The following is a 19,608-nucleotide window of genomic DNA, read 5'->3' on the forward strand; positions in this document are numbered from 1 at the left end:
GTCCTCCCGTAAGTCATTGAAAATCAATTTTATTGAGAGTGCCGGTCTTCCCGCCGGATGATGGTCTGCCTGCTCGAGTGTCCTTTCCGTTGATGTGATGCGTCAAGAAGAATTCAGAGTGTCTTCAGGCCGGTTTCCGCCGACGTTCGGCCACATCATGGGCCAGGCGGCGGGTGTAGGTTTCCAGTTCGACCAGCGCGGCGTCGACGGTCTCGGCGTCCTGCGCCTCCAGCGCGTCGGCGATCTTGCTGTGCAGGCGGATGATCTCCTCGCGCGAGCGGGCGGTGAAGGTGATCATGTTCATCAGGGGCTGCATCGCCTCGACGGCTCCGGCCAGTTGATAGGACAGGACAGGGTTGCCCGCGCCATCGACCAGTGCCCGGTGAAAAGCCACGTCCGAGGCGCAGAAGGCCTCATCCGTCAGACCGGGCTGCGCCTGACGGAAGATTTCCGCGCGCATGGTGGCCAATTGATCGGCGGTGCGCCGCTGGGCCGACAGGCGCGCGCAGGCACGTTCCAACGCATAGCGGGCCTCGCAAGCGGTGTCGAAGCTGACCTCGTTCATCGACAGCAACAGCGTCGAAGTCGTGATCTGCTGAGAATAGGCGTCCTGGAAACTCAGCCGGTTGACGAAGGCACCCCCCGTCGCGCCGCGCTGGGTACGGATCAGCGATTGCGCCGCCAGCCGTTTCAGCGCCTCGCGCACGGTGGGGCGCGACACCTGGAACTGGTCCGCAAGCTCGGATTCCGAGGGCAGGCGCTCGTCCACGATCAGCTCTCCTGATACGATGGCATCACGGATGGCCTGGGCGATCTGTGCGGACAGGTCGGTGCTTTTCTGGGGATCGATTTTCATCTTCTGCAGGCCGCCGTGAAAAATTTATTTGTCTGACATTTAAAAGTCTGACATTTGAAAAGCAAGCACCGAGTCGGGAGGGAACATGAGTCGGGCACTTCTACGCAGCGGTTTGTGGCTGGGATTTTTCGTCCTGATCCTGTCGGCCTGGTGGGTGATGTACACCATGAGCCGCGACATGGGCGTCGATTGGATTGGCCGACCCGGGCCAATGGCCGAGGCGATGCGTGCGATGGATCCCCGCATGGACATGTACATGCCGATGGCCGAGTTCGGCCCGCTGTTCGTGATGTGGGCGATCATGATGGCCGCGATGATGCTTCCGACGTTGGTTCCAACACTGAGAAGCTATGAGGATTTGATCCAGAGCGCCAATGGAACAAGGCTTGGGTGGGTCGGCGTACTGTTGGGCTATTTCGTAGTCTGGGCCGGGTTCGCCGCGTTGATCACAGGTGTTCAGCTGGCTTTGCTGTTCGGGGGCGTGATCGACATGCTTGGCATTGCCAAGTCTCCGCTCTTTGCTGCCGGTCTTCTGATTGCCGTCGGTGCCTTTCAATTCACGCGCGCCAAGGAGGTGTGCCACGGGGTGTGTCATGCACCCATGACCTATTTCCTTGGACACTGGCGCACCGGCTTCTCTGGCGGTCTGCGCATGGGGCTGGGGCTGGGCGCCTTTTGTGTCGGCTGCTGCTGGGGGTTCATGGCGCTTGGCTTTGTCGGAGGCGTGATGAGCCTGCTGTGGATGGGTTTGGCGACCCTGTTCATGGTGTTGGAGAAATTGCCCCAGATCGGTCATGTTCTGACACGGCCGCTGGGTTTCGCTTTGATTGCAGGTGGCCTTGGGCTGCTGATCTACCCAATTGCATACGGAGGATAAGCCGATGGCAAAAAACAGAAAACCCGATGCCGACAAGCTGCCGGTCAGTCAGCGAATTGACAGCCGGATGCCCAATCCCAAGCGCCGCGAGATGAGCCCGACGGACTGGGCCATCAAGGGTGAGCTTATCCTGAACTGCTCCTGCGACGTGTTCTGCCCCTGCGTGGTTTCGCTGGGGGCGCACCCTCCGACCGAAGGGCATTGTCATGCGTGGATGGGTGTGATCATCGACGAGGGACACTATGAAGGTGAGGACCTGTCGGGTCTGAACGTTGGTCTGCTGGTAGATATTCCCGGCCGGATGGGCGAAGGCCAGTGGAAGGTCGCCGCGTACGTGGATGAGCGCGCAAGTGGCAAGGCGTACAACGGCCTGTTGCAGATTTTCAGCGGGCAGGCCGGTGGCACCACTGGGCTGTTCACGATGCTGGTGAGTGAAATCATCGGGGCCGAGCGTGCTCCGGTGCAGATCGAGCGCGACGGCAACAAACGCCGCATCGTCATCGGCCGCAAGATCCAGGGTGAGATCGAGATGCTGGCAGGCAAAGATCCAGAGCATCCGGTCATGGTGTCCAATTCCAAGTATTGGATGGGTCCGGACATCATCGTGGCGCGTGGCACCAAGTCGAAGGTGCGCGACTATGGTCGTGTCTGGGATTTCGGCGGCAAATCTGCCGAAATCTGCCCGATCGACTGGCACGGACCCAAGTGATGATCACCGGCGCCTATGCTCGGCAGATGGCCCGCTATAACCGCTGGCAGAACAGCCAGTTGGCGGGTTTTCTTCAAGAGCTTTCTCCCGAGGAGTTGACCCGGGAACGCGGCGCGTTTTTCGGGTCGATCTTGGGGACTGCCAACCATCTGCTGTGGGGCGACTGGATCTGGATGTCCCGGTTCGACAAAGGTCCGGGGCCTGAAAGCAATCCGCACCGCAAGGGCGGCGGTATTCACGAAAGCGTCCACCTGTGCCCGGATCTGGCGCACTGGCTTCCACTGCGCGAGACCATCGATGCCCGGATCGATGCTTGGGTTGATACTCTGGGCGACGAGCCAATCTCGGGCCCGTTCACATGGTATTCCGCCGCAAAAGAAGAAAACATTACATTACCTTACGCCGTGTGTGTGATGCATTTTTTCAATCATCAAACGCATCACCGGGGACAAATCCACAAAATGCTGACCGAGGCCGGGTCTGGGGCCCCGGTCAGTGATCTCGTTTTCTTGCCCGAGGAGGTCTAAGTGCCACAGATTTCTTTGTCGCGCCGGCTGCGGCGCACGCCGTTCTCCGACGGGGTCGAGGCGGCCGGTGTCAAAGGCTATACCGTGTACAACCGGATGTTGCTGCCGACGGTTTTTGAAAGCGTCGAGGCCGACTATCGGCATCTCAAGACCCATGTTCAGGTCTGGGACGTGTCTTGTGAGCGGCAGGTCGAACTGCGCGGTCCCGATGCGGTGCGGCTGATGCAGATGCTGACCCCGCGCGACCTGCGCGGCATGCTGCCGGGCCAGTGCTACTATGTGCCGATCGTGGACGAAACCGGGGGAATGCTGAACGATCCCGTGGCGGTGAAACTGGCGGATGACCGCTGGTGGATTTCGATCGCAGACAGCGATTTGCTGTTGTGGGTCAAAGGCTTGGCCAACGGATATCGGCTGGATGTTCTGGTGGATGAACCAGACGTGTCGCCCTTGGCGGTGCAGGGACCCAACTCGGATGACCTGATGGCGCGGGTCTTTGGCGACCGGGTGCGTGATATCCGCTTCTTCAAGTTCGACATGTTCCAGTTCGAGGGGCGTGATCTGGCGATTGCGCGGTCGGGCTATTCCAAACAGGGCGGGTTCGAGATCTATGTCGAAGGCGGCGACGTCGGCATGCCCTTGTGGAATGCGCTTTTTGCCGCCGGAGAGGACCTGCAGGTTCGGGCGGGCTGCCCCAACCTGATCGAGCGGATCGAGGGCGGGTTGCTGTCTTACGGCAATGACATGACCGATGACAACACGCCCCATGAATGCGGGTTGGGCAAGTTCTGCAACACGCATACGGCCATTGGCTGCATCGGGCGGGATGCGCTGTTGCGGGTGGCCAAAGAGGGGCCGGTTCAGCAAATCCGTCCGATCGCGATCGAGGGCGACGCGGTGCCCCCCTGCGATCGGCCGTGGCCGGTCTATGGCGGCGGCAAGCGTGTGGGCCAGGTGACCTCGGCCACCTGGTCGCCGGATTTTCAAACCAACGTGTCGATCGGTATGCTGCGGCTGAGCCATTGGGATCCGGGAACGCAGGTTGAAGTCGAAACGCCGTCTGGAATGCGGACTGCAATCGTGCAGGACAAGTTCTGGATTTGAGCCGGGAAGGGCGCGCGGGACGCGCCCGGGAAGTATTTGGGCCAGATGAGAAATCGCTCGGGCCACGGTCAATGAAAGGAATTGGAATATGTTCAACGCTTTGGTGATGGAAAAGGACGAGGAAAGCGGACTGGCCAGCCCGGTGATCAAGCAAATCTCGGAAGATGACTTGCCGCATGGTGAAGTACGTGTGGCCGTCGAGTTCTCGACCGTCAACTACAAGGATGGTTTGTGCATGTCGCCCAAGGGCGGCGGTCTGGTCCGAAATTATCCGCATGTGCCCGGGATCGACTATGCTGGAACTGTCGAAGAATCCTCGGACGACCGGTACAAACCCGGCGACAAGGTCGTGCTGACCGGTTGGCGCGTGGGTGAGGCGCATTGGGGCGGATACGCCCAGAAGGCCAGCGCGCTGGCCGACTGGCTCGTCCCACTGCCCGAGGGGTTGAGCACGCGCCGGGCCATGGCCGTGGGAACTGCTGGTTTTACCGCGATGCTGGCGGTGATGGCGCTCGAAGATCACGGTTTGACGCCTGACCGCGGGCCGGTTCTGGTAACCGGTGCAGCCGGGGGCGTCGGCTCGGTTGCCACTGCGATTCTGGCCAATCTGGGATATGAAGTTGCGGCTGTGACCGGGCGGCCTGAAACCGAAGGCTATCTGAAGGCGCTTGGCGCCACGTCGATCGTGCCCCGTGACGAGTTGAACGAAACCACCAAACGTCCGCTGGAAAGCGAAACCTGGGCTGGCTGCGTTGATGCCGTCGGGGGCGCAATGCTGGCGCGCGTATTGGGCCAGATGAAGTATGGCGCCTCGGTGGCAGCGGTCGGTCTGGCCGGTGGCGCGGGCCTGCCGGCGACCGTCATTCCGTTCCTGCTGCGCGGCGTCAACCTGTTGGGAATCGACAGCGTGATGCAGCCGTTCGACAACCGACTGCGGGCCTGGCAGCGGGTGGCTTCGGATCTGCCGATGGACAAGCTGGAAGCGATGATCCAACCCGCCACTCTGAATGATCTTCCGAAGTTGGGTGCCGACATCCTCAACGGTCAGGTCAAGGGGCGCGTGGTCGTTGACCTGAACGCCTGAGGCTTGGTTTTTTCTGTGCCAGACCGGCCCGCCACAGGGCCGGTCTTTTTTGTCCGGGGGATCGGTTTTTTCGCGGAAACAACTCTGGTCATTGCCACATTTCCTGATCATGATTGCTATACATCCCAGGTGCGATGGCGTAAGAGCCATTCCAACATCACCTGAAGACGGGGAGTGAGCAGCATGTCTGACGATTTTGAACTGGACACCGATGATCTGAAACGCCGCATGGATGGCGCGATGGCCAACCTCAGAACCGAATTCGCGTCGCTGCGCACCGGACGTGCGTCGGCTTCGATGCTCGAGCCGGTTATGGTGGATGCGTATGGGTCGATGACACCGATCAACCAGGTCGGCACTGTAAACGTTCCCGAGCCGCGTATGGTCACCGTGAATGTTTGGGACAAGGCTTTGGTCGGCAAGGTTGAAAAGGCGATCCGGGAAAGCGGGCTGGGCATCAACCCGCAGCTGAATGGCACGATCATCATGCTGCCGATCCCCGAGCTGAACGAAGAGCGCCGCCGCGAGCTGGGCAAAGTGGCCGGGCAATACGCCGAACACGCCCGCGTTGCCGTTCGCAACGTGCGCCGCGATGGGATGGATCAGATCAAGAAAGCCAAGGCCGACGGCCTGTCGGAAGACGATCAGAAGTTCTGGGAAACCGAGGTTCAGGAACTGACCGACCAGATGATCAAGGCCGTAGATGCGGCCCTTGAGGCCAAGCAGGCCGAAATCATGCAGGTTTGAGCGCAAGCCATGCCCGCTGATCCCCAAAACGAGCCCCCCTGTGGACCGCGTCACGTGGCCATCATCATGGATGGCAACGGTAGGTGGGCCCAGGCGCGCGGCCGGCCACGGCTGTACGGGCATCACGCCGGTGCCCGTCGGGTGCGCGAAGTGGTCGAAGCCTGCCCGGGGCTGGGGATCAAGTACCTGACGATTTTTGCCTTCTCGACGGAAAACTGGAAACGGACCCAGGTCGAGGTTGCCGGTTTGATGAGCCTGTTCAAGCGCTACATCATCAAGGAAACCCGAACACTGGCCCAAAACGGTATCCGTGTCCGATTCATCGGCGACAGGGTGCGGCTGGATGCCAAACTGATCGAGTTGATGGACACGTTGGAGCGCGAGACGGCCAACAATGACCTTGTCCACCTGACCGTCGCTCTCAATTATGGTGGTCGGGACGAAGTGGCCCGGGCAACTAAGCGGCTGGCGCGGGACGTTGCCGCAGGCAACCTGCGGCCAGAAGATGTCGACGAGGAAACGCTGCCCAGATATCTGGACACGCGCGTCCTTCCTGACCCCGATTTGGTCATTCGCACCAGCGGCGAGGCGCGGATATCGAATTTCCTTCTCTGGCAATCCGCTTACTCGGAATACGAATTCATCGACACGCTCTGGCCCGACTTCACCGCGGCCGAGCTGGAACGGCTGTGCAAGAGCTTCGGGTCGCGCGAACGCCGGTTCGGAGCAGTTCCGGCATGACGGACGGCCGATGGTCCGACCTCACCACCCGGGTGTTGTCTGCCCTGGTACTGGTCGCTATTGGAGCGGTCGAGGTTTGGCTAGGCGGACTATGGTTCGAGACATTTGTTGCCGCCGCGTGCGGTCTGATGACCTGGGAACTGGTTCGCATGATCGATTCCGATCGGATGGGCGTCGCGGTTCAGTTGGGAATCCTGACCGGCGTTGCCGTCATGCTTAGCTATCATGTGCCACCGCTCTACAAACTGCCCTTTCTGATCGCACCCGCACTGGTCGGGGCAGGGCAGGTCTCGCACTCGCGCGGGATCTACGTGCTGTTTGCCATGTGGATTGCCTGTGCGGGTTACGGGTTCATCCAGATCCGCGAGACGATGGGGTTTGGCTGGATGGTCTGGTTGATCCTGGTCGTCGTTGCCACGGACGTAGCTGGGTACTTCGTGGGAAAGACGTTCGGAGGCCCGAAGTTCTGGCCGCGCGTCAGCCCCAAGAAAACCTGGTCGGGCACGGCGGGCGGCTGGGTGGCGGCCGCGCTGGTGGGCGCAGCCGTTGCCGCGTATGCCGGGTTTGGCTACCGGTTTGTTTTGGTTTCGGTCCTGGCCTCGATGGCCAGCCAAGCCGGTGATATCGTGGAAAGCGCTGTCAAGCGGCGGTTTGGGGTCAAGGACAGCTCGAACCTGGTGCCGGGGCACGGCGGTTTTCTGGATCGATTTGACGGCATGATGGGTGCATCGCTGATGGTTCTGATCGCGTCACTGGTCTATTCGCCCGGGGAAATCTGATGCGAAAGGTTTCGATATTCGGCGCGACCGGATCGATCGGCCAGAATACGATCGATCTGATTGCGCGGGCCCCGGAGGATTACAAGGTTGTCGCCGTCACCGGCGGGGCGAATGTCCGGCAACTGGCGCAGGACGCCCGCCGGCTAGGCGCTGAAGTGGCGGTAACCGCCTTTGACCAGAATCTGGACGATCTGCGCGATGCTTTGTCCGGCACCGGGATCGAAGCCGCCGCCGGCTCAACCGCGCTGATCGAAGCGGCTGCTCGCCCGGCGGACTGGGTCATGTCCGCCATTGTTGGCTCGGCCGGTTTGGCGCCGGGGCTTGAGGCTTTGAAGCAGGGCGCGACCCTGGCCTTGGCGAACAAGGAAACGCTTGTGTGTGCCGGCCCGCTTGTTCTGGAAACCGCGGAACGCCATGGCGCGCGTCTGCTTCCTGTAGACAGCGAGCATTCCGCGGTCTTTCAGGCGCTTGTGGGTGAAGACATGGATGCGGTCGAACGCATCATCATCACTGCCAGCGGCGGCGCCTTTCGCGACTGGCCGGTCGAAAAGCTGGCCGGCGCCACGGTCGAGCAAGCTTCGAGCCACCCAAATTGGGACATGGGCCAGCGGATAACGATCGACAGCGCCTCGATGTTCAACAAGGCGTTGGAAGTGATAGAGACCAAAGAGTTTTTCGGGATTCACCCTAACCGGATCGAGGTTGTGGTTCACCCCGAATCCATCGTGCATGCTCTGGTCGGATTTCGCGATGGCGCAGTGATGGCGCATTTGGGAGCGCCTGATATGCGGCATGCGATCGGCTATGCGCTGCATTGGCCCGAAAGGCGCGACCTGCCGGTGCCGCGCCTGGACCTGGCCAAGTTGGGCCAGCTGCGTTTTCGTGATCCGGACCCGGCGCGTTACCCGGCCCTGCGGCTGGCCCGCGAGGTCATGCAGCGCGGTGGCCTGTCAGGCGCGATCTTCAACGCCGCCAAGGAGCGTGCGTTGGATCATTTCATCGGTCAACGCATCGGCTTTCTGGACATGACCGACGCCGTGGCCGCCGTTCTGGGCCGTTTCGACGATGCAGGCGGCCTTATTGATGCCCCTTTGACCCTTGATAACGTCCTGAAAACGGACCATCTGGCACGTCAATGGGTGGATGACGCCGTACTACGAAGAGCAGGATAGAATTTTGGACATACTCTCGCTGATCCCGCAATTTGGTGGGCTGGTCTATACGATTGCCGCATTCGTCGTGGCGCTGTCCGTCATCGTGGCGGTGCATGAATACGGGCATTACATCGTTGGCCGCTGGTCGGGGATCCATGCCGAGGTGTTCTCGTTGGGTTTTGGTCCGGTGCTTTGGAGCCGAATGGACAAACGCGGCACCAAATGGCAGATCGCTCTGCTGCCTTTTGGCGGTTACGTGAAATTCCTGGGCGATGCCAATGCGGCCTCGGGCAAGGACGCCGAGACGATGGCCGAAATCACCACGCAAAGCCCCGAGGAATTGCGTCGGACGATGCATGGCGCACCGCTTTGGGCGCGGACTGCCACGGTTGCAGCCGGGCCGGTCTTCAATTTCGTTCTGTCGATCCTTGTCTTCGGTTTGATCTTCTGGTCGCAAGGCGTGACCCGCGAGCCACTGACGGTCGGATCGCTGAAACCTCTGCCGGGCACCGTGCAGGAGCTTCAGGAGGGGGACGAAATCGTTGCGATCGCTGGCATCCCCACGCCTGATTTCGATCAGGAGGGGGCCTGGACCGAGTTTACCGAAGCGCTGCCGGTGCAGCCGGTTCTCGAATACACTGTCATCCGCGACGGCCAGACCCTCGACGTGTCGGCTCCGTGGCTGTTCCCGCCCTTGATCCAGCAGGTCGCCCCGCGCAGTGCTGCGATGGATATCCAGTTGCAGGCGGGCGACGTCATCACCTCGGTTGATGGCGACCCGATTTTTGCCTTCGAACAGCTCAAGGAAAAGGTCGAAAGCTCGGACGGAAAGGTGCTTCTGCTGGACGTCTGGCGCGACGGCGCCGAGTTGGAATTTGCACTGGCGCCGCGTCGCACGGATGAACCACAGGCGGACGGCGGCTTCAAAACCGAATGGCGGATTGGAATCGTCGGCGGCATGATGCTGGTCCCGGCGACCGAACCTGCGGGTCTAGTCGACTCGTTGCATGGCGGTGTCATCCAGACCGGCCGCATCATCGAGGGGTCGCTGTCCGGCATATGGCACATGGTCACCGGTGCGATCAGCACCTGCAACATGTCCGGACCCATTGGTATCGCGGAAACCTCGGGCGCGATGGCGAGCCAAGGGGCGCAGAGCTTCATCTTCTTCATCGCGGTTCTGTCCACTGCTGTAGGCTTGCTGAACCTGTTCCCAATCCCGGCATTGGACGGGGGCCACCTTGTTTTCTATGCCTATGAAGCAGTCGCGGGGAAACCGCCCAGCGATCGAGCTTTGCAACTGTTGATGGCGGTGGGCATCACGTTAATTCTCAGCCTCATGATCTTCTCGGTAAGCAACGACCTGTTCTGCTGATTGTGGCGGCATTGACGCGTTACGGTCGCAAAATTGCCTCAATTCAAACCTAGTTTGTTTGGTGTAATTTTGCCGAGACGTGCAATCAAGCGGGCTGTAACCAATGACCAAGGCATTGCGAAATTCCTATCGGGGCTTCAGCTTCCTGTTTGTATTGAACTGGGACGCGTTGCTGAGCTTTGGGCTGACCGCTTTGGCACTGGCAGGCGCCGCATATCTGGCCGGTATGTGATTCCCCATACCCAGCTGAACGACCCGAGCGCGACCGATCCGGTCGCGTTTTTCGTTTGTGCTTTTGACAAGGCCCACCAGAGCGGCTACTCAACTTCTAAAGTACGAAATTCTAGGTAGAGACAAAAATGGCTTACAGGAGAGGCGCGGGCACATCCTGCGGTACTGCGCAACCGCACGACAATATTTTGTGGCGGGCACTAACGATTTTTTTCCTCTTTGCGGCAATGAGTTTTACGGCGGTACCGCAAGCCGCCCAGGCCCAGACCTACACGATTTCGTCGTTCGATGTTCAGGGCAACCGTCGCATTGAGACGTCCACCATCATCGCCCGGACAGGAATCACACCCGGTCAGACAGTCACTGCGGGCCAGTTGAATGACGCCTACCAGCGTTTGCTTGACAGTGGTGTTTTTGAGACAGTCGAATTGACCCCGCGCGGGAACACTCTGGTGATCGAGGTCGCCGAGTATCCGACGATCAACAAGATCAGCATCGAGGGCAATCGCCGCGTAAAGGATGACGTGTTGATCCAGGCAATCTCGTCGCAGCCGCGCCGGGTGTTCACGCCGCAGGTCGCAGAGTCCGACGCTGACAAGATCGCCGAAATCTACTCGGCGCAAGGCCGCGTATCGGCCACTGTCATTCCGCGGATCATCCGCCGCAGCGACAACCGGGTGGACCTGGTTTTTGAAGTGGCGGAAGGCACCACGATTGAGATCGAGCGCGTCAGCTTTGTTGGAAACCGCGCCTATTCCGACCGTCGTCTGCGCCGTGTCCTTGAATCCAAGCAAGCCAACATCCTGCGCACCTTCCTGCGCGGTGACACGTTCATTGCCGACCGCATCGAATTCGACAAACAGGTTCTGCGTGATTTCTACCTGTCGCGCGGCTATGTCGATTTTCGGATCAACAGCGCCAATGTCGAGTTCACGCGTGAGCGCGACGCCTTCTATTTGGTGATGAACATCACCGAAGGTCAGAAATTCTCGTTCGGCAACATCTCGACGGTCAGCGAAATCCCGGGCGTTGATGCGGCCGAGTATCAGAAGGCCCTCAAGATCAAACCTGGTGTCACGTATTCGCCAACTCTGATTGAGAATTCGATCGCTCGGCAGGAACGTCTTGGCCTGAAGCAGGGCGTCGACTTCCTGCGCGTTGAGCCGCGCGTGACCCGCAACGACCGTGACCTGACGCTGGATGTTCAGTTCGTGCTGACCAGAGGCCCGCGCATCTTTGTCGAACGGATCGACATCGAGGGTAACACGACCACTCTGGACCGGGTCATCCGGCGCCAGTTCGACACGGTCGAGGGTGACCCCTTCAACCCGCGCGAAATCCGGCAGAGCGCCGAACGTATCCGGGCCTTGGGTTTCTTCTCGGTCGCGGATGTGGAAACCCGCGAAGGGTCCAGCCCCAGCCAGGTGATCGTGGACGTGGATGTCCAGGAACAGCCGACCGGTTCATTGGCGTTGGGCGGCAGCTACTCGGTTTCCGACGGTTTCGGGATCGCCATCCGGCTTGAGGAACGGAACTTCCTCGGGCGCGGACAGGAATTTGGCCTAACGCTGTCGACAGCGCAAGACTCAGAGCAGTACGTCATCAACTTTGCCGAACCGTATCTGTTGGGCCGTAAACTGCGTTTCGATCTGGGCTTTGGTCTTTCGAGAACCAATTCCAGCTTTGCCAGCTATGACACCAAGAGTGTGTTCTTCAATCCGCAGATCAGTTACGCAATTGGCGAACTGTCCTCGTTGCGGCTGCGGTACAACTGGAACAAGTCCGAAATGTCGCAACAGGACGACGAGGTCAACGGGGCAGTCATCGCGTCGGAAATCGCGCAAGGCAAGCGTTCGACAAGCTCGCTGGGGTTGGCCTATGTCTATGACAGCCGACTGGGCGGCCTGAACCCGAATGCAGGTGTTCTGTTCGAGGTCGGCGTGGACGCGGCTGGCCTTGGTGGAGACAACAAGTACTTCAAGACCTCGACCCGGGCGATTGCCCAGACAAAGGTTCTGAACGAGGAGATGACGCTGCGGGCGTCATTTGAGGCCGGCGCGCTCCATTGGCAAGGTGACGACTTCAGCCGGGCAATTGACCGTTATGTTCTGGGGCCGTCAACGTTCCGTGGCTTCGAGCCGGCCGGTCTCGGCCCTCGTGACCTGTCGAAAGGTCAGGATGATGCGATCGGCGGCAACTATTACTGGGTCGCCCGGTTTGAGTCGGACTTCCCGTTGGGTCTGCCCGAGGAACTTGGGCTGCGCGGCGGTGTCTTCTATGACATCGGCAACCTGTACAACATCAACAATGTTGATACGACAGGTGCCAATATCGTCGGCGCGGATGGCTCGATCCGTCAGGTTATCGGCGTCTCGCTGCTATGGGATACGCCGTTCGGTCCGCTGCGGTTCAACTTCTCGCAGGCCGTGAAGAAGGAAGACTTCGACAAAGAGCAGAACTTCGACTTTACCATTCAGGCACGGTTCTGACGTCCATGCTCAAAGCGATATCGAAGTTTGTACAGGGCCCTTCACGGGCCCTGTGTGTTTTGATCTTCTTGGTAGTGTCGCTCCCAATGGCCGCCCAGCAGTTGGGTGTGCCGCAATCCGGCGTGCTGACCATCTCCAGCGACCGGATCTTCACCGAGTCCGCATTCGGGCGCCGGATTTTTGATGAGATCGAAGCAGAAAGTGCTGCGCTGGCCGCAGAAAATGAACGCATCGTTGCCGAGCTGAGCCGCGAGGAAAAAGAGCTGACGAAAAAGCGCGAAGTCCTGAGCCCCGAGGAGTTCCGCCCGCTTGCAGAAGCCTTCGACCGAAAGGTCCAGTCTCACCGCGAGGGGCAACGCGCGAAACTGGATGCTCTGGCCCGCCGCAGTGACGAGGCGCGCAATCAGTTCTTTGAGCTGGCCCAGCCTGTGCTCATCGACCTTCTGCGTGAAACAGGCGCGTCGCTGATCATCGAACGATCCAACGTATTTCTCAGCTCGGACGCCTCGGATGTTACGGCCATCGCCATCCGCAGGATCGACGCTGCCATCAGCGACGGATCGCAGCTGGAAGAGGGTGACAAGCCATAGCGTGGCTTGCCCTTGGGTACGGGTATTGCTAACCACGCGTGAACGAGACCTCGAGAACAGGACATCCTGAAAATGACCACGGAAACCAAGAGCGCCGACATTCAGCTGATCCAGCGGATCCTGCCGCATCGCTATCCGTTCCTGCTGGTTGACAAGGTGGAAGAGATTGACGGCTATCAGTCGGCGGTTGGTATCAAGAACGTCACGATGAACGAGCCACATTTCCAGGGCCATTTCCCCGGAACGCCGATAATGCCCGGCGTGACCATCGTCGAAGCGATGGCGCAAACCGCAGGTGTTATGCTGGGCGTCGGCATGGATGTCATCGACAGCGAGCTGCTGATCTATTTCATGAATATCGACAAGTGCAAATTCCGCCGCAAAGTGGTGCCGGGTGACGTGCTGAAAATGCATGTCGAAACCGTGCGCGGCAAGAAGGGCGGCAAGATCTTCAAGTTCAGCGGCCGTGCGACCGTGGACGGTGAAGTGGCGGCCGAGGCCGAGTTCTCGGCCTATGTCGATTGGGATATGGAAAAAACAGCATGAGCCGAATTCATCCCAGCGCGATCATCGAAGACGGCGCTCAGATCGGCCAGGACTGCGTAATCGGCCCGTTCTGCCATGTGGGGCCACAGGTGCGTTTGGGCGACCGCGTCGAATTGAAGTCGCATGTGGTTGTCACAGGGGAGACCTCGATCGGTGACGACTGCGTCATCTTCAACTTTTCGGTGATTGGAGAAATCCCGCAGGACCTCAAGTTCGGGGGCGAAAACACGCGGCTGGAAATTGGCAAGCGAAACCGCATCAGGGAACACGTTACGGTCAATACCGGCACCGAGGGTGGCGGCGGCGTCACTCGCATCGGCGATGACTGCCTACTGATGGCCGGGGTCCATGTGGCCCATGACGTGCAGATCGGCAACCGGGTGATCATGGTGAACCATTCCGGCGCCGCCGGCCACTGCATTATCGAGGATGACGTGATCATCGGCGGCATTTCCGGATTGCACCAATGGGTGCGCGTGGGCCGCGGCGCCATCATCGGTGCGCTGACCATGGTGCCCAACGATGTCATCCCTTACGGCCTGGTTCAGGCCTCGCGCGGCGAATTGGAGGGGCTGAACCTTGTTGGCCTGAAACGCCGCGGCGTTTCCCGCGCGGACATTTCGGCGCTGCGTGCGGCCTTTCGCGAGCTGTCCGAAGGCGAGGGCACCTTTATGGACCGCGCCAAGCGTCTGGGCGACAGCACAGACAGCGACTATGTGCGTCAGATCGTGGAATTCGTGACGGGCGAAAGCGATCGTTCGTTCCTGACACCAAGGAAATAGGATCATGCTGGCTCTGATCGCGGGAACAGGGGTTTTGCCGGACGAACTGGTTGCGCACCTGCCGGAACGCCCCTTGGTTTGCGCGATGGAGGGATTTCAGCCCGACACTCTGACGCCAGACGTGACCTTCCCGCTGGAGCAGTTGGGCAGTTTTGTCGCCGAGCTCAAAGCGCGCGGCGTCACAGATGTATGCCTCGCAGGTGCGGTCCGCAGGCCAGACATAAACCCCGCCCGGATTGACGCGCAGACCATGCCCTTGGTTCCGATCATCCAGCAGGCGCTGGTGTCGGGTGACGACGGAGCCTTGCGGGCGGTGATCGGCATTTTGGAGGGCGCCGGTCTGCGCGTGCGGGCCGCGCACGAGATTGCTCCGGACCTGTTGCCTCCGCTCGGGTGTCTGACCCAGGCCCAGCCGACCGAGGCGGAGCTGGGCGATGCAAACCGAGCCGTGGGTGTCCTGCGGGCCATGGGGGCTGCGGATATCGGACAGGCCTGCGTGGTTCACAAGGGCCAGGTTCTGGTAGTCGAAGGAGCCTTCGGTACGGCCTGGATGCTGCAATCGCTGGCCGCGCGCCCGGATGCGGGCGGCGGTATTCTGTTCAAGGGCCCCAAGCCGGGCCAAGATCGACGTGCCGATCTACCTGCCATCGGCCCCGACACCGTATCCAGCGCCGTTGCCGCCGGATTGTCCGGCATCGTCATCGAAAAGGGTGGGGTGATCGTGCTGGACCGGCCCCAAGTGATCGCGGAATGCGACCGCCTGGGCCTGTTCCTGCATGTGCACGAGCGGGCCGTCTGATGCGCGTATTTCTGGTCGCCGGTGAACCGTCGGGCGACCGTCTGGGCGGTGCGCTGATGGAGGGGTTGAAGACCCTTGTTCCGGAGATCGAATTCGACGGGGTCGGCGGGCCGCTGATGCAGGCCCAGGGTTTGGTTAGCCGCTTCCCGATGTCCGAGCTCAGTGTGATGGGCCTGGTCGAGGTTCTGCCCAAGTTCTTTCACCTCAAGCGCCGCATCGCCGAAACCGCTCAGGCCGTTCTGGACACCCAGCCGGACGTTCTGATCACCATCGACAGCCCCGACTTTTCGCTGCGCGTGGCCAAGCAGGTCAAGACGCGCAGCAATATACGGACGGTGCACTATGTGGCGCCCAGCGTCTGGGCCTGGCGGCCGGGACGGGCCGACAAGATGGCCAAGGTCATCGACCATGTTCTGGCCCTGCTGCCGTTCGAGCCGCCCTATATGGAAAACGCCGGAATGGAGTGCGATTTCGTCGGCCATCCGGTGGCCAACGAGCCGGTTGCAACCGACGCGCAGATCGCGCAGTTCCGCGCCGATCACGGGCTGGGCGACGCGCCGATCGTGCTGGCCTTGCCCGGCTCGCGCCGGGGCGAGGTCGATCGGCTGGCACCCGTATTCGGCGCGGCGCTTGACCTGTATCTGAAAGACCGCCCCGACATGCGGGTGGTGGTTCCGGCGGTCGCGCATGTTGCCGAAACCGTGGCCGCCCATGTCCGAACCTGGCCGGGTCAGCCGGTCGTGGTGGACCCGCGCAACATCGATACGGATCACGCGGTTGCCAGCAAGCGTGCGGCCTTTGCCGCCGCCGAGATCGCCCTGGCCGCGTCCGGCACGGTCTCATTGGAGCTGGCGGCCCAGTCCACGCCGATGGTGATTGCCTACAAGCTGACCTGGCTGACCCAGAAGATCGCCGAGCGCATGGTCAAGCTGGATACGGTCACGCTGGTCAACCTGGTGTCCGAAACCCGGACAGTGCCGGAATGCCTGCTGGATGACTGCACGCCTGAAGCCATTTCTGCCGCGCTTGCTTCCGTGTCGGCCGCGCCGGACGCGCAGGAACAGGCCATGGCCGTCACGATGGAGCGTCTCGGCCGCGGTGGCGAAGCGCCCGGTCTTCGGGCCGCGCGCGCGGTGTTGGAGCGGATGACGCCGTGATGCTGGACTATGTGGTCTTTGCGGCCTCGGCCTTCATGGCGCAGGTGCTGACCAATCTCGACAACCTCATGGCGCTGGTCGCCCTGATGATCGTCACCGGCCCGCAACGCGCGGTTCTCGGGTTTCTGCTGGCACAGGGGCTGGTGATCGGCGCGGCTTTCCTGCTGGCGCTGGGGGTCGAAGATGTTGTGCCGCACTGGGCGGGCTACCTCGGCGCCATCCCTCTGGCCTTGGGGCTTTTCGGGGCCGCTCGACAGCTTCGCGGAACAAATGCGCAGGACGCGCCCGCAGTGCCGGGCAGCGCCTCGGCGCTTGTGACAATGTTGTTGTTCACAAGCCTTTCGATGGACACGTTTGCGGTCCTCGCCCCCTTGCTGGCGGACTCGACCCCCGATTTCCGGCTGGCAGGTGTGCTTGGGGCAGGACTAGCAGCGCTCTCCCTTGCGATCGTGGGGCTGATCGGCGGGCGCGCCCAGATCATGACGGGGCGCCTGGCGCAACGGCTGGAGTACCTCGTGCCTTATGTCATGGTCTGCGCCGGGCTTTATATCCTCAGCAATTCATGGACCGACGCGGTTCAGTAACCGCGCCAGATCCAGCCGCCGCCAAAGATCCGGCTGCCACCGGTTTCATAGAACACGCAGGCCTGACCGGGCGAGACGCCTTCTTCGGGCGTCAGCAATTCGACCTCGGCGGTGGTGTCGGTCAGCGGGCGGATGATTGCCTCGCGCGGGGGGCGGGTCGAGCGGACCTTGACCGAAACATGCCATTCTTTCTGCGAGGTGAAGGGCTCATCGCCCAGCCAGTTGATCTCGCGCACGGGAATGGTGCGGGTGGCCAGCAGTTCCTTTGGGCCGACGACGACCTGTTTGCGATCCACGTCCAGCTTGACGACATAGAGCGGCTCACTGAGCCCGCCGATGCCAAGACCGCGTCGCTGGCCGATCGTGTAGTGGATTACGCCGTCGTGCTGGCCCAGAACGCGACCGTCGGCGTGAACGATCTCGCCCGGTTCGGCCGCGCCGGGGCGCAGTTTCTCGATCACGCTGGCATAGTTGCCGTTGGGCACGAAGCAGATGTCCTGGCTGTCGGGCTTATCGGCTACGCTCAGCCCGTATTGCGCGGCCATCTCGCGGGTCGCGTCCTTGGACGGCAAATGCCCCAGCGGGAAGCGCAGGAACTCCAACTGCTCGGGCGTGGTTGAGAACAGGAAATAGGACTGGTCGCGGTTGGCATCCTCGGCGCAGTGCAATTCGGGGCCATTGGGACCCATTTTGCGCTGGATGTAATGGCCGGTCGCCATGCAGTCGGCCTCGAGATCCTTGGCGGTTTCCAACAGGTCCTTGAACTTGACGCGCTCGTTGCAGCGGATGCAAGGCACCGGAGTCGCGCCGGCCAGATAGCTGTCGGCGAACTCGTTGATCACGGCGTCTTTGAAGATGTTTTCATAATCCAGAACGTAGTGTGGAAAACCGCGCTCCTCGGCCACGCGACGGGCGTCGTGGATGTCGATCCCGGCACAGCACGCACCCTTCTTGGCCAGCGCCGCCCCGTGGTCATACAACTGCAGGGTTACGCCAACAACGTCATAACCCTGATCCGCCAGATACGCCGCCACGACTGAGCTGTCGACACCGCCCGACATGGCGACGACCACCCGCGTTTCCGACGGGGGTTTGGCAAAGCCAAGCGAGTTCAGAGGGGTCTCGGTGTCGAGGGCCATGGGCTGTTCCAGTCCGGGTTAAGAAAGACCGGCAGAATATAGGAAAATTCTACGCACTCTCAAGGGGCGGTTTCACCGCGCATTAAGTAGACTGCCGTCAGCTTTGTGGCACCAGAAAAAGGGTCGAAAGATGTATTTGCACAAAGTTGAGGGACCAAGGTCAGTTACCCTGCCGGATGGGTCTGTTTTGTCCCGAGCGGATTTGCCGCCTGCGGATACGAAACGCTGGGTCGCATCAAGAAAGGCCATTGTCGTTCGAGGCGTGCTTTATGGATTGATCTCCTTGTCGGACGCCAAGAAACGATACGGCCTGAGTGACGAAGAGTTCAACACATGGGTGTCTGCAGTCGCCGAACACGGAATCGAGGCCTTGAAAGTGACGGCGCTAAAAAAATATAGACAACCTAAAGGCGAAAGCGAATAAATGATTCAACGGTAACGTCAGATTAACCATTTGTGATCAGGGTTAACCCGAACTGGAATAGTTGACCTGAATTGGAGCAGTGCAATGCGAATTCTTCTTGTCGAGGATGATCCGACCACGTCAAAAAGCATCGAGCTGATGCTGACGCATGCCAACCTGAACGTGTATGCGACGGACCTGGGCGAAGAAGGCATAGATCTGGCCAAGCTGTATGACTACGATCTGATCCTGCTTGACCTGAACCTGCCGGATATGAACGGACATGAAGTCCTGCGTCAGTTGCGCATTGCAAGGGTTGAAACGCCGATCCTGATCCTGTCCGGAGCCGACGACACCGAAAGCAAGATCAAGGGCTTCGGTTTCGGGGCCGACGACTACCTGACCAAACCGTTCCACCGCGAGGAGTTGGTGGCGCGGATTCATGCGATCATCCGCCGATCCAAAGGTCATTCGCAATCGATTATCCGAACCGGACGAATCGCGGTCAATCTGGATGCCAAGACGGTCGAGGTCGACAATCAGGCGGTGCATCTGACCGGAAAGGAATACCAGATGCTGGAGCTTCTGAGCCTGCGCAAGGGCACGACTCTGACCAAGGAGATGTTCCTGAACCACCTTTACGGCGGCATGGACGAGCCGGAACTCAAGATCATCGACGTTTTCATCTGCAAGCTGCGCAAAAAGCTCAGCAATGCCACGGGCGGCGAGAACTACATCGAAACGGTGTGGGGCCGAGGATATGTATTGCGCGATCCGCAGACGGACACGGTGGAAAACACTCGCTTGGCCGTCGGCGCCTGAAAATCTGACCCATCTGCCACCGCGGTCCGGGGTGGCACTCGCACTCACGGCTCAGCACATCTGGACCTGACCATGACCTCGCCCTATCACTGGGGTCCAAGACGATGTGACAG

Annotated in this window: 22 protein-coding genes; 20 read left to right on the forward strand and 2 right to left on the reverse strand. The window is 60.6% G+C overall.

Going from position 1 to position 19,608, the window contains the following annotated elements:
- Positions 1-124: 124 nt before the first annotated feature.
- The gene (locus ACR0JC_RS02180; protein ID WP_170339285.1) at positions 125-856 is read right to left on the reverse strand and encodes a FadR/GntR family transcriptional regulator; all 732 of its coding nucleotides are present in this window, start codon (positions 854-856) and stop codon (positions 125-127) included.
- Positions 857-941: 85 nt separating this feature from the next.
- Here ACR0JC_RS02180 and ACR0JC_RS02185 point away from each other — a divergent pair, with 85 nt between their 5' ends.
- The 18 genes from ACR0JC_RS02185 (at position 942) to ACR0JC_RS02270 (ending at position 17,131) form a co-directional block, all read left to right on the forward strand.
- On the forward strand, positions 942-1,733 hold the full coding sequence (locus ACR0JC_RS02185; protein ID WP_170339283.1) for a DUF2182 domain-containing protein: 792 nt from the start codon (positions 942-944) through the stop codon (positions 1,731-1,733).
- A 4-nt stretch (positions 1,734-1,737) separates the two neighbouring features.
- Positions 1,738-2,442 carry a DUF1326 domain-containing protein gene (locus tag ACR0JC_RS02190; RefSeq protein ID WP_093962001.1) on the forward strand — a complete coding sequence of 235 codons (705 nt, stop codon included), beginning with the start codon at positions 1,738-1,740 and terminating at the stop codon, positions 2,440-2,442.
- Complete coding sequence (locus ACR0JC_RS02195) at positions 2,442-2,969, forward strand: DinB family protein (protein WP_170339281.1); 528 nt, start codon at positions 2,442-2,444, stop codon at positions 2,967-2,969. The genes ACR0JC_RS02190 and ACR0JC_RS02195 overlap by 1 nt, the downstream gene beginning before the upstream one ends.
- A complete protein-coding gene (locus tag ACR0JC_RS02200; RefSeq protein WP_170339279.1) occupies positions 2,970-4,073 on the forward strand; it encodes a dimethylsulfoniopropionate demethylase in 1,104 nt (367 codons plus the stop codon).
- A gap of 88 nt (positions 4,074-4,161) precedes the next feature.
- The gene (acuI, locus tag ACR0JC_RS02205; protein ID WP_170339277.1) at positions 4,162-5,157 is read left to right on the forward strand and encodes an acryloyl-CoA reductase; all 996 of its coding nucleotides are present in this window, start codon (positions 4,162-4,164) and stop codon (positions 5,155-5,157) included.
- A 183-nt stretch (positions 5,158-5,340) separates the two neighbouring features.
- Positions 5,341-5,904: a ribosome recycling factor gene (gene frr / locus ACR0JC_RS02210; RefSeq protein ID WP_170339275.1), complete on the forward strand. Its 564-nt coding sequence runs from the start codon at positions 5,341-5,343 to the stop codon at positions 5,902-5,904.
- 9 nt (positions 5,905-5,913) lie between these two features.
- Positions 5,914-6,645 carry a polyprenyl diphosphate synthase gene (uppS, locus tag ACR0JC_RS02215; RefSeq protein WP_170339273.1) on the forward strand — a complete coding sequence of 244 codons (732 nt, stop codon included), beginning with the start codon at positions 5,914-5,916 and terminating at the stop codon, positions 6,643-6,645.
- Complete coding sequence (locus ACR0JC_RS02220) at positions 6,642-7,424, forward strand: phosphatidate cytidylyltransferase (protein ID WP_170338692.1); 783 nt, start codon at positions 6,642-6,644, stop codon at positions 7,422-7,424. Before uppS ends, ACR0JC_RS02220 begins: the two co-directional genes overlap by 4 nt.
- Positions 7,424-8,596 (forward strand): 1-deoxy-D-xylulose-5-phosphate reductoisomerase, encoded by a 1,173-nt coding sequence (dxr, locus tag ACR0JC_RS02225; protein ID WP_170339270.1) that lies wholly within the window; start codon positions 7,424-7,426, stop codon positions 8,594-8,596. The genes ACR0JC_RS02220 and dxr overlap by 1 nt, the downstream gene beginning before the upstream one ends.
- A 4-nt stretch (positions 8,597-8,600) precedes the next feature.
- The gene (gene rseP / locus ACR0JC_RS02230; RefSeq protein ID WP_170340055.1) at positions 8,601-9,953 is read left to right on the forward strand and encodes an RIP metalloprotease RseP; all 1,353 of its coding nucleotides are present in this window, start codon (positions 8,601-8,603) and stop codon (positions 9,951-9,953) included.
- 103 nt (positions 9,954-10,056) lie between these two features.
- On the forward strand, positions 10,057-10,185 hold the full coding sequence (locus ACR0JC_RS02235; RefSeq protein ID WP_254920122.1) for a hypothetical protein: 129 nt from the start codon (positions 10,057-10,059) through the stop codon (positions 10,183-10,185).
- 127 nt (positions 10,186-10,312) lie between these two features.
- Positions 10,313-12,673: an outer membrane protein assembly factor BamA gene (gene bamA, locus ACR0JC_RS02240; protein WP_170339268.1), complete on the forward strand. Its 2,361-nt coding sequence runs from the start codon at positions 10,313-10,315 to the stop codon at positions 12,671-12,673.
- Between the two features lie 86 nt (positions 12,674-12,759).
- Positions 12,760-13,263 (forward strand): OmpH/Skp family outer membrane protein, encoded by a 504-nt coding sequence (locus ACR0JC_RS02245; protein ID WP_254430707.1) that lies wholly within the window; start codon positions 12,760-12,762, stop codon positions 13,261-13,263.
- Positions 13,264-13,335: 72 nt separating this feature from the next.
- Complete coding sequence (gene fabZ / locus ACR0JC_RS02250) at positions 13,336-13,809, forward strand: 3-hydroxyacyl-ACP dehydratase FabZ (RefSeq protein WP_170339263.1); 474 nt, start codon at positions 13,336-13,338, stop codon at positions 13,807-13,809.
- Positions 13,806-14,591: an acyl-ACP--UDP-N-acetylglucosamine O-acyltransferase gene (lpxA, locus tag ACR0JC_RS02255; RefSeq protein WP_170339261.1), complete on the forward strand. Its 786-nt coding sequence runs from the start codon at positions 13,806-13,808 to the stop codon at positions 14,589-14,591. The genes fabZ and lpxA overlap by 4 nt, the downstream gene beginning before the upstream one ends.
- A 4-nt stretch (positions 14,592-14,595) precedes the next feature.
- Positions 14,596-15,390 (forward strand): LpxI family protein, encoded by a 795-nt coding sequence (locus ACR0JC_RS02260; RefSeq protein ID WP_170339259.1) that lies wholly within the window; start codon positions 14,596-14,598, stop codon positions 15,388-15,390.
- A complete protein-coding gene (lpxB, locus tag ACR0JC_RS02265) occupies positions 15,390-16,547 on the forward strand; it encodes a lipid-A-disaccharide synthase (protein WP_170339256.1) in 1,158 nt (385 codons plus the stop codon). The genes ACR0JC_RS02260 and lpxB overlap by 1 nt, the downstream gene beginning before the upstream one ends.
- On the forward strand, positions 16,547-17,131 hold the full coding sequence (locus tag ACR0JC_RS02270; protein ID WP_174820234.1) for a hypothetical protein: 585 nt from the start codon (positions 16,547-16,549) through the stop codon (positions 17,129-17,131). The genes lpxB and ACR0JC_RS02270 overlap by 1 nt, the downstream gene beginning before the upstream one ends.
- On the opposite strand, the gene mnmA is transcribed toward ACR0JC_RS02270, so the two are convergent.
- Positions 17,125-18,270 (reverse strand): tRNA 2-thiouridine(34) synthase MnmA, encoded by a 1,146-nt coding sequence (gene mnmA, locus ACR0JC_RS02275; RefSeq protein ID WP_170339253.1) that lies wholly within the window; start codon positions 18,268-18,270, stop codon positions 17,125-17,127. The two genes, ACR0JC_RS02270 and mnmA, sit on opposite strands and share 7 nt — an antisense overlap.
- Before the next feature lie 130 nt (positions 18,271-18,400).
- On the opposite strand from mnmA, the gene sciP reads away from it, so the two are divergent.
- Together sciP and ctrA are read left to right on the forward strand one after the other, a co-directional pair.
- Positions 18,401-18,694, forward strand: coding sequence for a CtrA inhibitor SciP (gene sciP, locus ACR0JC_RS02280; RefSeq protein WP_170338674.1), 294 nt, complete (start codon positions 18,401-18,403; stop codon positions 18,692-18,694).
- Positions 18,695-18,778: 84 nt separating this feature from the next.
- Positions 18,779-19,495 (forward strand): response regulator transcription factor CtrA, encoded by a 717-nt coding sequence (gene ctrA / locus ACR0JC_RS02285; protein ID WP_170339250.1) that lies wholly within the window; start codon positions 18,779-18,781, stop codon positions 19,493-19,495.
- Positions 19,496-19,608 lie beyond the last annotated feature (113 nt).

The sequence above is a fragment of the Ruegeria sp. CH5 genome (genome assembly GCF_056537025.1).